General features: G+C 48.9%; 14 protein-coding genes. 7 read left to right on the top strand and 7 right to left on the bottom strand.

Annotation, left to right across the window (positions count from 1 at the left end):
- Positions 1–40: 40 nt before the first annotated feature.
- The 4 genes from BWI93_RS11235 (at position 41) to BWI93_RS11220 (ending at position 4,139) form a co-directional block, all read left to right on the top strand.
- Entirely contained in the window at positions 41–1,342 is a 1,302-nt protein-coding gene (locus BWI93_RS11235; RefSeq protein ID WP_094811294.1) for a gluconate:H+ symporter, read from the top strand.
- A 257-nt stretch (positions 1,343–1,599) separates the two neighbouring features.
- The gene (locus BWI93_RS11230; protein WP_094811292.1) at positions 1,600–2,091 is read left to right on the top strand and encodes a RidA family protein; all 492 of its coding nucleotides are present in this window, start codon (positions 1,600–1,602) and stop codon (positions 2,089–2,091) included.
- Positions 2,092–2,226: 135 nt separating this feature from the next.
- Complete coding sequence (locus BWI93_RS11225) at positions 2,227–3,297, top strand: dipeptidase (protein ID WP_094811290.1); 1,071 nt, start codon at positions 2,227–2,229, stop codon at positions 3,295–3,297.
- 251 nt (positions 3,298–3,548) lie between these two features.
- Positions 3,549–4,139, top strand: coding sequence for a hypothetical protein (locus BWI93_RS11220; RefSeq protein ID WP_094811288.1), 591 nt, complete (start codon positions 3,549–3,551; stop codon positions 4,137–4,139).
- 37 nt (positions 4,140–4,176) lie between these two features.
- Here BWI93_RS11220 and BWI93_RS11215 read toward each other — a convergent pair whose 3' ends face one another.
- Positions 4,177–4,587, bottom strand: a complete 411-nt coding sequence (locus BWI93_RS11215) for a lipocalin family protein (protein ID WP_094811287.1) — start codon at positions 4,585–4,587, stop codon at positions 4,177–4,179.
- A gap of 38 nt (positions 4,588–4,625) precedes the next feature.
- The gene (locus tag BWI93_RS11210) at positions 4,626–4,997 is read right to left on the bottom strand and encodes a DMT family protein (RefSeq protein WP_094811285.1); all 372 of its coding nucleotides are present in this window, start codon (positions 4,995–4,997) and stop codon (positions 4,626–4,628) included.
- 841 nt (positions 4,998–5,838) lie between these two features.
- Between BWI93_RS11210 and BWI93_RS11205 the strand changes: the two genes are divergently transcribed.
- The 3 genes from BWI93_RS11205 to BWI93_RS11195 all read left to right on the top strand — a co-directional run bounded on the left by BWI93_RS11205 (position 5,839) and on the right by BWI93_RS11195 (position 9,213).
- A complete protein-coding gene (locus BWI93_RS11205; protein ID WP_176454196.1) occupies positions 5,839–6,780 on the top strand; it encodes a TonB-dependent receptor plug domain-containing protein in 942 nt (313 codons plus the stop codon).
- On the top strand, positions 6,777–8,219 hold the full coding sequence (locus BWI93_RS11200; RefSeq protein ID WP_369679139.1) for a TonB-dependent receptor plug domain-containing protein: 1,443 nt from the start codon (positions 6,777–6,779) through the stop codon (positions 8,217–8,219). Before BWI93_RS11205 ends, BWI93_RS11200 begins: the two co-directional genes overlap by 4 nt.
- A gap of 106 nt (positions 8,220–8,325) precedes the next feature.
- Positions 8,326–9,213, top strand: coding sequence for a DUF4249 domain-containing protein (locus BWI93_RS11195; RefSeq protein ID WP_094811279.1), 888 nt, complete (start codon positions 8,326–8,328; stop codon positions 9,211–9,213).
- A gap of 57 nt (positions 9,214–9,270) precedes the next feature.
- Here BWI93_RS11195 and BWI93_RS11190 read toward each other — a convergent pair whose 3' ends face one another.
- The 5 genes from BWI93_RS11190 to BWI93_RS11170 all read right to left on the bottom strand — a co-directional run bounded on the left by BWI93_RS11190 (position 9,271) and on the right by BWI93_RS11170 (position 14,431).
- Positions 9,271–10,782 carry a choice-of-anchor I family protein gene (locus BWI93_RS11190; protein WP_094811277.1) on the bottom strand — a complete coding sequence of 504 codons (1,512 nt, stop codon included), beginning with the start codon at positions 10,780–10,782 and terminating at the stop codon, positions 9,271–9,273.
- Between the two features lie 136 nt (positions 10,783–10,918).
- Positions 10,919–11,521 carry a hypothetical protein gene (locus BWI93_RS11185; protein ID WP_094811275.1) on the bottom strand — a complete coding sequence of 201 codons (603 nt, stop codon included), beginning with the start codon at positions 11,519–11,521 and terminating at the stop codon, positions 10,919–10,921.
- Positions 11,522–11,747: 226 nt separating this feature from the next.
- Positions 11,748–12,218, bottom strand: coding sequence for an acyl-CoA thioesterase (locus BWI93_RS11180; RefSeq protein ID WP_369679138.1), 471 nt, complete (start codon positions 12,216–12,218; stop codon positions 11,748–11,750).
- 96 nt (positions 12,219–12,314) lie between these two features.
- Positions 12,315–13,529: an NADH-quinone oxidoreductase subunit D gene (locus tag BWI93_RS11175; protein WP_094811273.1), complete on the bottom strand. Its 1,215-nt coding sequence runs from the start codon at positions 13,527–13,529 to the stop codon at positions 12,315–12,317.
- Between the two features lie 71 nt (positions 13,530–13,600).
- A complete protein-coding gene (locus tag BWI93_RS11170; RefSeq protein ID WP_094811271.1) occupies positions 13,601–14,431 on the bottom strand; it encodes a 1-acyl-sn-glycerol-3-phosphate acyltransferase in 831 nt (276 codons plus the stop codon).
- Positions 14,432–14,542: the final 111 nt, after the last annotated feature.

Here is a 14,542-nt window from a genome sequence, read left to right as displayed (position 1 = left end):
AAACTGAAAACAGAAAACCGCCAACTGAAAACTGTAACTAATGCTGATTGTTGCCGCCTGTATTGTCATTCTGGTACTACTGATTGTCTGGGCTAAAGTCAATCCGTTTCTAGCCTTTCTGGTCGTTTCCCTGCTGGCCGGTGGACTCTTAGGAATGCCGCTTGGAAAAATGGCCCAATCCGTTCAGAAAGGAGTAGGGGATACGCTGGGTTCACTCATCATCATCATTGCCTTAGGAGCCATGCTGGGCAAGCTCGTCGCTGAAAGCGGAGCCGCCCAGAAAATTGCCTCCGTGATGATGCAGTTGTTTGGGGCTAAATACATTCAGTGGGGACTGGTCTGTACGGGGTTCATCATCGGCATTCCGCTGTTTTACGGCGTGGGGTTTGTCCTGATGGTACCGCTGATTTTTTCCGTCGTGTACCAATACCGATTACCGGCGGTGGCCATTGGCTTACCCATGCTGGCTTCGCTTTCGGTGGCTCATGGTTTTCTGCCGCCGCATCCATCGCCCGCCGCTCTGGTGGCTCAGTTTCACGGGGACATGGGGCTGACGCTGGTATACGGACTGATTATCGCCGTACCTACGATCATTCTGGCCGGACCGGTGTACGCTCTGACGCTCAAACGAATTGATTCCCAACCTTTGGTTACCTTTCAGACCACTCCCATTCCTGAGGCCGAGTTGCCCAGCGGCCTAAGTAGTTTCCTGACCTCGCTGCTGCCTGTATTACTGTTGACGCTGACAACGGTATCCCATTTTTTCCCGGGCAATGCCTTCGAGGAAGTATTGACTTTTGTGGGCGATCCGGCCATTGTCATGCTCATTTCTGTTGCGGTGGCTACGGTAACCTTAGGATTGAGTCGCGGCAAGCCTATGAAAGCAGTAATGTTTACCTACGAAACGGCGGTGAAAGACATCGCCATGATTGTACTCATTATTGGTGGAGCCGGAGCGTTGAAACAGATTCTGACGGATAGTGGCGTCAGTAACGAAATTGCCGGACAATTGCAGCGGCTACAGATGCCTCCCTTATTTTTGGGCTGGCTCATTGCGGCTATCATCCGGGTCTGTATCGGTTCGGCGACGGTGGCAGGACTAACGGCCGCCGGAATCATCGCTCCACTGATGGTTCAGCAAACGGTCAATCCCAATTTAATGGTCCTGTCTATTGGAGCGGGCAGTCTCATGTTTTCGCACGTAAACGATCCGGGATTCTGGATGTTTAAGGAATATTTCAACCTTTCGGTGAAAGATACCATCCGTTCCTGGTCGATGATGGAAACACTCGTAGCCTTCGTCGGACTGATGGGGGTACTGATTTTGAATCAAATTATTTAATGCGTTTAGAGTTTTGTGTTTAGAGTTAATAGGTGGTTGCTCATAATTGAAAAATTTGCTGTTTCAGATTGCAATACCGTGAATTGCAAATTCGCCACAGTCAGATTCTAGATTACAAAGCTGGAACAGCCTGTACTTCCTATCCAATAATCGCCAAGACTGGTAAATGCTTAGGCAGTCAAGTGTAAACTCAAAACCCTAAACTCAAAACGCTAAACATAAACTAACTACCAACCAATAACCACCAACAAAATTCCATGAACACAGCCGCAACAACCATCGAACAACTGAGCCCCGAAGCTGCTTTTGCTAAACTGGGCCTTACCTTACCTCCGGCTCCGCTGCCGTTGGGCGTATACAAACCGTATCTCATTGATGGTAAGTACCTGTACGTGTCCGGGCACGGTCCGGTACAGGACGATAAGAGCCTCATCATTGGTCGCATTGGCCGGGAAATTGATACCGAAAACGGAAAACTCGCTGCCCGTCAGGTCGGCTTGACGATCCTTTCCACCATCAAAACGCACCTGGGTAGCCTGGATCGCGTGAAGCGGGTCATCAAAGTGCTGGGTATGGTGAACTGCGTTTCTGAATTTGAACGTCATCCCTATATCATCAACGGCTGTAGCGAGTTATTCGCTCAGGTTTGGGGCGAAGAAAACGGCATCGGCGTTCGCTCTGCCGTAGGGTTCGGCTCCCTCCCCGACAACATTCCGGTAGAAATCGAGGCTTTGTTTGAACTGGTTTAAAAAGAGTTGAGGGTTTAGAGTTTTGGGTTTTGAGTAATGTGCTCAATTCCAAACTAAGTGCTCAAATACGATAATGCATAGGGTTAGGTTTTGACGAAAACTCAAAACCCTAAACCCCAATCTCAAAACGCATACATGTTAATCATAGACGCTCACCTTGATCTGAGCATGAATGCGATGGAGTGGAACCGTGATTTGCGGTTGCCCGTCGCGGAAATTAATGCCAGAGAACAGGGACTGACCGATAAACCGGATCGGGGCAAGGCGACCGTATCCTTGCCCGAACTACGCAGAGGAAATGTGGCCGTGGTTGTGGCGACGCAGATTGCCCGGTACGTGGCTCCGCATAACCGCTTGCCGGGCTGGCATTCGCCGCAGCAGGCCTGGGCTCAAACGCAAGGGCAGGTTTCCTGGTACAAAGCCATGGAGGATGAAGGCGAAATGACGGCCATCACCGATCGGGCAAGCCTGGAAAAACACCTGGCCCTCTGGAACGACGGTACACCCAACGATTCCAAACCTGTCGGCTACATTCTAAGTCTGGAAGGAGCCGATTCGCTCGTAACGCTCGATCACGTGGAGCGGGCCTATAACTACGGACTACGGGCCATCGGACCCGCTCACTACGGACCGGGCCGATACGCTCAGGGAACGGATGCGACGGGTTTCATGGGAAAAGTAGGACAGGATTTGCTGAAGGAAATGGAACGCCTGAACATCATTCTCGACGCGACGCATTTGTGCGACGATAGTTTCTGGGAAGCGATGGATCATTACAACGGTCCGGTCTGGGCGAGTCATAACCTGTGCCGGGCTCTGGTGAATCACAACCGACAATTCAGCGATGAACAAATTCGCGAGCTGATTAACCGCGATGCCGTAATTGGTGGAGCCCTGGATGCCTGGATGATGGTACCCAACTGGGTACGCGGGCAGTCGACCCCCGAAGGTATGAACTGTAATCTGGAAGTACTGGTCGATCACCTCGATCACATCTGTCAGATTGCCGGAAACGCCGACCACATCGGCATCGGTACGGATCTTGACGGAGCTTTTGGTCGCGAACAATCCCCGTATGATCTTGAAACCATTGCCGATTTACAAACCGTTCCGAACCTGCTTCGTAAGCGGGGCTATACGGAAACGGATGTTGAGAAAATCATGCATGGAAACTGGCTGCGTTTCCTGAGACGAGCCTGGAAATAAAAAGCATAAACAATGATTAATGAAGTATAAAAAGCTCTAGTCTCTTGGATTGGAGCTTTTTTGTTGAATATTTTGAGTAAAGTAATACGCTACTAATCAAATCTTAATTGAGCAATAGAGACCTACACCTAATGGCTTTTAAGGAATGGAGTAAACAGCGTTTTTACAATTTTCAACAGGGTAAGCTTTAGAATAAAACTAGCAAATTCAAAAGTTATGAATAGGTTGCAGCTCAATCAATCAATCTGTTTATGAAAAGAATTTTTCTTACCTGTGCTGCCTTGTTCGTGAGTCTTTCCGCCGCTTTTTCTCAGGATGTACCTACGCGTGAAATTGGATTACGAACGAATGGATTCAATGATTTAGGTTTTGTCTATAAAAAACAAAAATCTGAAAATGTGTACAAGCGATACCGTCTGGCTTTTGGAAATCTGGGGTTAGGGATCGTTAATGGGAGTAGCCTGGTTAATTTTAGCGTAGGAGGAGCAATAGGCAAGGAAAAACGAAAGTCAATTAACGATCGATTTCAGGTGGTATATGGAACAGAATTCATTCCCCGGTTGACCGTCATTCATTCACCCGGCGGAAATGTTTCTGTAAATGATGGAACGATGGGAAGTATAACCATAACGAATGCCGGAAATCTCTTATTGAATACGTCACTCGGCATTGGATTTGTGCTAGGGGCCCAATACAACATCAGTCCTAAGTGGTACGTAAGTGCTGAAATCGTGCCTACCGTGTCGTTGAACGGTACCTTCGGGTCAGGGATTACGATTTACGGCCTCAATGCTGCGTTTACTTCTTCCAACGTTGGCTTGACGGGTATGTATCGCTTCTAATCCATAAAAAACGGGCTCTTTGCAGGAGCCCGTTTTCTTATCTTCCCAATCGTTTAAACATATATTCACCCGTTCCGTCAGGCGTTAAAATCAGCCGGTTCTCGTCCAGTTGTACCTGCTGGAAAAGTCGTCCCTGGGTAGAAGACATACACAGAGCCCGAATCCGGACGGAGGTATCTTCCAGCGAGTACTTGCCATTACCGCAACCTAGAAAAGCGTAATGAATTGGAAGGGTATTTGCGTACGTTTCTTCAAAATCGCCATTTTTCCTGAACGTCACCAACACCTGTTTGTCACTGGGTATCACCAGTGGCGTACACGTACTGTCAGTGGCTGGTTTGCAATAGGAAACGAGCTGCCAATGCCCCACGAGCGAAGTCGAGGGAAGATCCTTTTTGCTACAACTCAAGCTACTCAGGAGTACTAGGCCTAAGCTTATCTTACGCATAAGTTAAGAAGAGGTAGAGGTGATCATGCAATAGCAAATTACCATTTTTTAAAGATGAAAAATACCGCAATGATCATGAAAACAAAACCTACGGCATGATTCCAGGCGAGCTTATCCGTCTTGAAAATGTAAACCGTAATCAGTGTAAACACGGTTAAAGAAACAACTTCCTGAATAATCTTTAACTGAAAAAGGGTAAAAGGTCCGCCGGTTTCCTCGGAACCAATCCGGTTGGCGGGTACCTGAAAAACGTATTCGAAAAAAGCTAGCCCCCAACTCAGGGCAATGACACCAAAAAGCGATAGTTTGGCCAGCATAGGCCATTGTTTAATCTGAAGATGTCCATACCAGGCCAGCGTCATGAACGCATTGGAAACAAGTAACAGCAGAATGCAGAGCAATCCTTTCATAATCGATCGTAAAGCTTAAGAAAGGCGAAAAGATACGAATAAAACGTTCAGAAAATGCTCTCCAGGAACTCCTGTTCAATGAGAAGTAAATGTTCAGCTAACTAAAAAAGGGGCATAAAAAGCACGATCATGAATTAACTGCGTAAAGAACGCCCGCGTGGTCTGTATAAGGGCTTGCCTACGCATCTGCTTTACGCAAAAAGGTTTAATTAAGAAGTATAATTATGGTAAGTAAAAATATAAAAAAACAATACTTGTTTTCATGAATGGTACGTGTAGAAGCCTGGGAGAACTTGTACAAGCTTGATGACAGACATTTTTTTGTAGAGAAGAGCCTTCGCTTATTTTTTTAAAGCTACTGTTTATCAAATCTTTAAAAAAAGCAGACGAAGGCTATAGCGACGGCCGAACGAATTTTTTTAGAAGTAGTAAAGAGAAAAGCTTCCCTTTTTACGTAAGTACCACAAGTGACTAATCATACACAAGGGAGAGTTGGATTATAAAAAGTAGTTTTTAGATCCTACGGATAATTCTACAAATACGTTAGGAAAAAGCTTTTGTACTTGCTAAACGTATGGTAAGTTGTGTATGCTTAGTAGATCCAACCTACCCGCACCACTCAGACGTATGCATTCAGTACTGAAAACCCAAGACCTGGTCTTGAAGAATCGAGTACCGATTGAACGTGTCGCTGCCTCTAACGGCCTTAGATAGCGATCATTCCACACCATTGATTGTATGATGAATGAGTCGTTCGCCACGACTTAGGCTGCCGCGTATGCTCAGCCCTACTTATACCTGTCAGCGTCGATGCCAGCGGTGTCGAAAAGCCAGAAAATCAATGCGGATAAAAGAGCTTTACCTGGGGCTTTGGATTGGAATTACTTTAGGGCTTTCAAAGGCAAACCTCGCTTTTGCCCAACGGAGGCCCTATACGCTCAGTGGTTTCGTAACGGATGGAGCCAGTGCTCGCCCCCTGTCGGGGGTTCAGGTGTCGGTTCGCAACCAGCAGACGCGTACCCGTTCGGATGGGTACTATCGGTTGGAAGTGCCCGCAGATACAGCTCTGCCGGTTGCGTATAGTTTATCGGGTTATCAGAATCAGGAGATCGTGCTGCGATTATTGAGTGATTGCCAACACCATGTAATGCTGAACGTTCAGACCAAAGAACTGAAGGAAGTCGTGGTAAAATCAGCTTCGGTACGGGCTTCGGAGTCGGTGCAGATGTCGGGCCTGTCGGTGCCGATCGAGCAGGTTAAAGCAATGCCGACGCTTCTGGGAGAAAAGGACGTCATCAAGGCGTTGCAACTGCTACCGGGCGTACAGAAGGGCTCGGAAGGATCGACCGGATTATATGTACGCGGCGGTGGGCCGGATCAGAACCTGGTACTACTCGATGACATTCCCGTTTACCACACTTCGCATGTATTCGGCTTTTTCTCGCTCTTTAACGGGGACGCGATTGAATCCGTGGACTTGACCAAGGGTGGTTTCCCGGCCCGATTCGGGGGACGACTGTCTTCCGTAATCGAACTCAAAGCCCGCGATGGCGATCGGGAAAAGTTCCACGGTGAAGGCGGAATTGGTCTCATCTCCAGCCGAATGACGCTGGAGGGACCAATTGCCAAGGGGAAGTCTTCTTTTCTGATTTCAGCCCGTCGGACCTACGCCGATTTATTACTGAATCTAATTCAGTCGGGAGCTTCGGATCAGAATGGGTATTTCTATGATCTGAATCTAAAAACTACCTTCGACATCAGTCTGGTAATACCCTTTCTCTGACGGCGTATACGGGAGAAGATCGCTTTATCTACAACACCAAAGGTACCATCACGAGAGAAAACGGGAAGGCCAACTGGCGAAATGCGGCGGCGGCTCTACGGTGGAATCACCGCTTCAGTAATCGCTTGCAAGCCACAACGGCTCTACTCTACACCCACTATAATTCCACCGTTAATCTGGTGCGTCATGTGGTACGGGATACGGAACGGGCTTCGTATCGCCTGCAAAACAAATCGTACATCGAGGATTTCAGCCTGAAAACGGATTTCAATTGGGCATTGGGTGAAAAACATACGATCCGGACGGGGCTGATTCTAACCGCCCACCATTTCCGACCCAGTACCTACACCAGCGTAGATGAGGCCGTTCAGGGCCCTGAATCCGTACTGATGAACCGGGATACCTGGGAAGCGGCGGCTTATGCGGAAGATACGTACGCTCCCTTTCCAGCTTTGAAAATCAACGCGGGCATTCGGTACAGCGGCTTTCGGACCGGAACCAAAGACTACCTCCAACCGGAACCCAGGCTGGCGATTGCCTATTCGTTGCCCCGGAATTGGGCGATCAAGGCCTCGGCCGCTTCGATGAGTCAGTACGTGCATTTGCTGGCCAACTCCGGCTTCGGCTTACCAACGGATTTATGGATTCCATCCACGCAACGTACCAAACCGCAGCTCTCTAAACAGGCGGCATTCGGCGTAGCGAAGGACTTTCGTTCGGGCGTCACGTTTACGGCGGAAGGCTTTTACAAAACCATGGATCGGATGGTGTCTTACAAGGAAGGGTCTACTTCGCTGGCATACACGATTTCGGGCGGCGGTAGCTGGGAAGACCAGATTACGCAGGGCAGGGGCTGGAGTTACGGAGTGGAGTTGCTGCTACAGAAGAAAACCGGCCGATTTACGGGCTGGGCGGGGTATACCCTTTCGTGGACGAAACAACAGTTTGATAAGCTCAATTTTGGTCGCTGGTTTTATGCCCGGTATGACCGCCGCCACGATCTTTCCCTGGTCGGCATTTACCACCTCAACGCCAACGTTACGCTTTCCAGTACCTGGGTGTACGGTACCAGTCCGGCCCTGACCATGCCGCAGGGACAGTACTGGATTTCGAATAATTCCGGACTGGATTTACTGGGGAGCGACAAAGCGTATTACACCGGACGGGTATTTGAAGAGTACGGTCGGCGGAATGGTTTCCGGGCAGCTCCGTATCAGCACCTGGACGTGGCGGTGCAGTTTCACAAGAAAAAACGTCGCTTCGAGCGTACCTGGGAAATCAGCGTCTATAACCTCTATAATCAGCAAAATCCCTTTATCTATTACTTCGATACGGTAGATGTTTCCACCGATCCGAAAGTTAAGAAGTACGAGAATCGTCTCAAGCAGGTGACTCTGTTTCCCATCATGCCGAGTGTATCGTACGGGTTTAAATTTTAGTGGCGAATCAGTAGCCGCTGCTGGGATTAGTCGATGAATGTCGATATTTCCTTTCGTAGGAATCAATGAACAGTGAAATCTTTTTCCCATCAAACGGTATCAACCCATGAAAACTAAACGATTACTGCTCGCCCTGCTGGGCATGTCGAGTTGTACGCAGGAGCTGAATGACCTCTCCATCGAAAGTGATCGAAAGCTGGTGATTGAATGTTATTTGAACCCGGCCAGTCCGGACATTCGGGTGCTGGTCAAACAAACCAAACCCATTCAGGGTGCAGGAAGTGGCGACCGTTCGCCGGGCCCATCGGTTACGAATGCAAATGTGTTACTATCGGACGGCAAGCAGCAGATACGAATTCCTTTTGATGATAATAGCGACCAGTATCGGCTTGAGGCAGTGAAGTATAAACTGGTGGCTGGGCGTAGTTACACGCTTCGGGTATCGGCGAAGGGTTTTCCGGAAACTTCGGCCTCCTGTACGATTCCGAAGCCGATGAGTACGCTGCAATCCAGGGACGGAAAACTGACCTACATTCCCGACGATAATAAGTTATTCAAAGTGTATAAAAAACGGACACTTTCCTGGAATATCACGCAGACCAATGCCACGCATTATTATCTGGTGGGCAGCGGCGAAGGAAAGCTTACGCCTGTACAATTAAATGGCCGGGATTCGGCCGTGGTAGCACTGGAAAAAACGCAGGTAGTGGCGTTTTTGACCAATACCGGCAAATCAATTTCAACGCCGCAACTCGATTTTTTACTGGGGCAGGCCAGGAAGGTGAATGATCCGCAAATCATCAGTGAGGCCCCGGTATATACCTTTGTGTATCATGTCGATCCCAATTACTATCAGTTTATGGAATCCGTGAAATTACAGCGGGAGGTAGGGGACAACCCCTTCGCCGAGCCCGTCCCGATTTATACGAATATAAAGAACGGGCTCGGCATTTTCGGGGCGGCGGTAGTGCACGTAAAAAAACTCGAAAAGTAACGCCGCTCACCCCGATTGGTAACCGTCATGGAATGATCGGGGTGAGCGAAATGCTATCTACAAACGGTCCGGCTGATAAACTTTTACCGTACCATCGCCTTCACTGCTAACAATCAACATACTACGACCATTTGGGCTTTTGTCGGGAGCTACGAACAGAATTCCTTCGGGAGCGTCGCCCGTACGTAACAATTGCAGAAACTGAGGAGCTTTGGGATTACTCACGTCGTAAATAGCCACGGCATCGGCCCGTTCCAGAGCGATGAAAGCAATCGGTTTGCCATTCACCATACCCACGGTAACGCCTTCGGGTTCGACCCCTTTATCATCCGAACGGCTATCGTCGTAGGCACCCGCTTTGACTACTTCTTCCTCCATACTCTTCCCGGAATTGTAAATCAGTTGACCCGTAGCGGCCTCCCGAATACTGAATCCACGGCCACCAAAGGCATACAGTTCATCGTAATCACCGTCCTTATCCGTATCACCGAGGGTCTTGGTAACATACAGGCGACCCAGCTGCTCCTTCTTTTGTAAGGTTGCCGCATTCGGAAATTTCATGGGGTCTAACTTTAAGGTGCTGATGCGGGCCTGTTCTACAAAGGCGTCGTATTCACGAGCATCGCCCTCATTAGCCGTGATCAGATAACCGGCGTTATTGACGTTAAAGTAGGAAATGGCGTCGGGCAGATACAGCGACTTAATCGGCCAGGTGGCAAAGGCAATTTTACCATCTTCGTTGGAAGGATCAATGGCATTTTCGGGTAAGCTTACATCCACCGTGCCCAGCGGATGCAGTTTTATAATCGCACCACCCAACAGATCTACTTCCGCAATACCATTGTTTTCCTGGAGCGTTACCCAGGCCTTTTTAGAATCCTGCGAAATGGCTACGTACTCCGGTTCAATATCCTGAGCAAAGCTGGCATTTGGCCCAAAAATCCGGAAACCACCGTTTTGCAGCTGAGCCTGTAGCGGAGCAAATGAATCGAAGGTAAGCGTACGAATGCTGTAATTGTTGGTGACATCAATGATGGAAATTGAGCCTGCCGGATCGTTCGTATAGCTGGCATTGGGTTCGCCTTCATTGGCCGTTACGATGTATTTGCCGTCGGGGCTGAAAGTCACCATATCGGGCAGTGCACCCACGGTAATCTGCTTCAGCTGCGTCAGAGTTTTGGTATCCATCACGATGACGCTACCGTTAGCCTGCTTGTTGGTGGCTTCCAGAGCAATCGCCAGTTTGCCGTCCGAGACCGACACGCTATTGGCTACACCGCCCAGGGCCGAGATGTCAATGGACTGAATCTTCGTAACTGTGGGTAAGGCCGAAAGGTCCAGTACATCCACCAGAGCTTTGGCTTCGTTGTTAACGGTAAAGAGCCGTTTGGTTGCCGGATCGTAAGCGGAGATTTCAGCCGCCGCTTCACCACCAATTTTAGTGGAAGACACCTCGCGGAAAGCCGCCGGGTTTTCAGTAGGATCAGGTTGGGGATTGTGATCTTTTACGCAGGCCTGGAAAGCCACTGCCAGTACGCATAAGGCGATCCAATTCTTGTTCCGTAACATGCTTGTGTAGAGTGTAGTGAGAGGAACAAAAATAGAAGCCGGGTCCGGGCGATACAGGGCTGAAACCGAAGCGTAATGATTATTTAATACAAGGTCAGCAGGCTTAAAATAACGGTAATATTCGAACGGTTTTGGGCTAGAAATGGTACCCTGCGGTTAGCCCCAGCATGGAGCTGATGGCGGTATCTAAGTTGGCAAACGTAAAGCGGGCTCCCAGACTTACGTTGACTTTGGGAATGCGGTATTCATAGTCGGCGGCTAATTGATAACCCAGCGAGTGACCTTTGACGTGATTGACCTCAGCCAGGTAATAAAGAATGTGGCCAGTGTCCAGCACCCGATACTGAGCACGTCCCAGAAGTTCTTCATCGCGGTACCAGAAGGCGGGGCCTCCACCCAGCCGGAAGGCATGGTTTGGGTGTTTGAGTACATCAAAAAAGATACTCGCCTCCACCATTACTCGCTCCCGTCGCTTTCCTTCCAGAACCAGATCGGATGCGTGTAGGGTATGAGGAGTCGATAGATAGCCCATACCGCCTTCCAATGTCCAGCGTTGGGTGAAATGCCGATTGTACCGCACCATCACGCGGCGAGCCGTACCGTCCGGAGCATCCAGACTCAGATGATCTACACCCAGACGAATACTGTTTTTAGGAAAGGAATTTACGACAGGCGTTTGAGCTTGACTGGAAAAACAAATGCCCCATAAAAACAGGCTGATTAGTACAATTAATTTCATGCGGTTAAAGGCGTTTTTAAGTACTTATACTTTGTTGTTGCCAGTATAAATCAATGAAGAAAAACAAAGCTATTAAAAAGCAGAATAAAGGTTTGTTAAAAACCATTAAAAAAGCAACGCGTACAAAAAAAGGACCTTCTGGAATCCCTTTTTGTACGCGTTGCTTACTAGAAAATGATGAAAGTAGATTCGAATATTAAATCGTTTCAATCTAACGTTTCATCGTTTAATATCGTCCTTCCGCTAGTGCTGTTTTAATCTGTTTGATTCGTTCGTTAAACGTAATATTTACATAATCTACACCTTCAACGGCTACGGTTTGTAAGAAGCGATGAATATCTTCCTGATGCGGAATAACTTTTCCCGTAGCAACCGAGATGTATTTGGCCGTTGACCACATGACGTTTTTTAACTCCGTTTTATTTTCATTCGTCATGACGTATTCCGTCACCATCGTACTTTCATCGAAATAAATGATGCTGGTAATAATAGTCACCCATTCACTAACCCGGGCCGGCCGAATGTAGCCAATCTGGTGATTATACACGACCCAGCTTGCGTTGTGTTTCTTGAAGGTATAATCCATCGTAAAACCGTACATGGAGAAGACATGATCTTCGCGAGCGTTGAAATAATAATCCAGATACTTGGCATTATTCAGGTGCTGCAAGGGGTCGCAATCCTGAAAACGAATCAATGAATGCGATTCCGTTTTTTCTGATACGGCCGTTCGGGGTCTAATTGAAACATAAATTTTTAAGTATAGATTTTGCAGAAGAAGTGTTTAATGCGTCTACCGATCCACTTCGCCCATAACCAGATCCAGGGAACCAATGACGGCAACCAGATCGGCCAGTAAAGCTCCGCGACTGATTTCGGAAATGACGGAAAGGTTATGAAACGAAGGTCCCCGCGATTTCATCCGAACGGGTACGTCAGATTTCCCGTCGGTACGGATGTAGAAACCCAGTTCGCCTTTCGAGCCTTCGCCCCTTACGTAGCAGTCCATGGCTTTCGGACGGATTTTCTTCGGTACAAAGGCCTGCGGATCAAAATCTGAGGTACGTTTGTGCGTACTGGTCAACTGAGCCAGGCACTGCTCCACAATTTTGAGCGATTCCCAGCATTCCAGCACCCGTACGTTGTTACGATCCCAGCAGTCGCCTACCGTACCCATTTTGCCTTCTCCGATGGGAATGTCAAAATCAAGTTCAGGGTAGACAGAATACGCATCCACTTTCCGCAAATCCCAGCGTAGACCCGAGCCGCGTAGTACCGGACCCGTGCAGCCGTAATCGATCGCCGTGGCCAGGGGGAGTACACCCACATTCGCCGTTCGACGCACGAAGATTTCGTTCTCAATGACCAGTTGCTGTAGTTCTACCAGCTTGGGTCTGAGGTACTTGACCAGATCGCGGCAACGCTCCTCAAAACCCACGGGCAGATCGTAGAACAAACCACCAATCCAGATGTAATTGTAGAGCATACGGGCTCCGCAAATCCATTCCAGCATCCGCTGAATGTGTTCCCGGTCCCGCATGAGCCACAGGAACGGGGTATAGGCACCAATATCCAGGGCGTACGAACCAATGGCGACAAAGTGCGAAGCCAGTCGGTTCAGTTCGGCCACCAGTACCCGGATGTATTCCACGCGTTTCGGAATTTCCTTGTCGATACCCAGCATCTTTTCCACGCCCATTACGTAGACGTGTTCCGAATTCATGGCCGCCAGGTAGTCCATCCGATCGACGAAAGGAATGGTCTGGTTGAAGGGCAGGTTTTCGGCGTGTTTTTCAAAACAGCGGTGCAGGTAACCCAAATGCGGGACTACATCCACAATCAACTCGCCGTCGCTGATGATCTCCAGCCGGAGCACCCCGTGCGTCGAAGGGTGCTGCGGCCCCATGTTCAGGATCATCTCTTCCGACTTCAGATCTTCCAGTTTATACTTGTTCGGATCCGAGCGGAAGTGGTTTTCAGGTTTGTATTCGTATTGAATAGCGGGCATAGTGCGAAGTGAAGAAACGTGGTGTCAAAAGTAGGCGTCAAAGGCCGGATCGAATGAAAAAAAGCAGAAAACTAGGTGCCGGAAGACGCCGTCTTTTCCGCCTGTTTTTTCACGTACCATTGTTTGCCTTCCGGGTAGTCCTGTTCCAGAAACGCTTCGACGTGCGTAATAATTTCCTCCACGGAAAGGGAGGGATCAAACCGCATGGGCTCTTTGAAGGTGACCGAAAGGGTAGTGCCCCGTTTTTTCAGTAAGAGACCTTTCTTATCGAAAGCCCGACGAAAGCCATTGATGACGACGGGTACCACAATCGGATGGTGCTCCTTGATCAAATGCCCGGTACCTTTTCGTACGGGGGCGTACGGGCTGGTGGTGCCCTGCGGGAAACTCACCACCCAGCCATCCGAAAGGCCTTTACCAATTTTATCACCGGCGGATTTGTCTACTTCCCGCTTCACGTCATGCCCTTTGGCCCGCCAGGAGCGGTTGATGGTAATACCTCCGGCCTGAGCAAAAATGCGGGGAACCAGACCGCTGTCCTTCATGGTCTCGGAGGCAGCTACGTAATACATCCGGGCCCGGGGAGCTAGTAGGTAGATGGGCAGTCCAATCCAGTTTCGGAATCCCCATTTGACACTACAGAAGATGTGGTAGAAGCAGATCACATCGGCAAAGTAGGTCTGATGGTTGGACAGAAACAGTACACCATTTTCCGGGAGTTTTTCCAGGTGTTCGGTGCCTTTGATGACCGTTTTGTTCGTCCACATGTATCGGGCCCAGGTCAGCGAACCCAGCGTGCCGATGAGGATGCGTTTGGTAAATACGAGATTTCCGAAAGGATCACGCTCAAAAAAGCCGAAGACATCGACCATTTCCAGAAACTTCCGTAGAATGGATTTCATGGGTTGAGGTTAATTATAATTTATCGACGTTAGTTGCAACATTCAGTCGGGGTTTCGTCCTGCAAGCACGGCTGTTCGGTAGCCCATGAGCCTCTCCACGCCTAACGACAG

The organism is Siphonobacter sp. BAB-5385, from assembly GCF_002261125.1.
Lineage (GTDB): Bacteria > Bacteroidota > Bacteroidia > Cytophagales > Spirosomataceae > Siphonobacter.
Note: the sequence above shows the minus strand (reverse complement) of the source record. Positions and strands in the feature narration are given on the sequence as shown.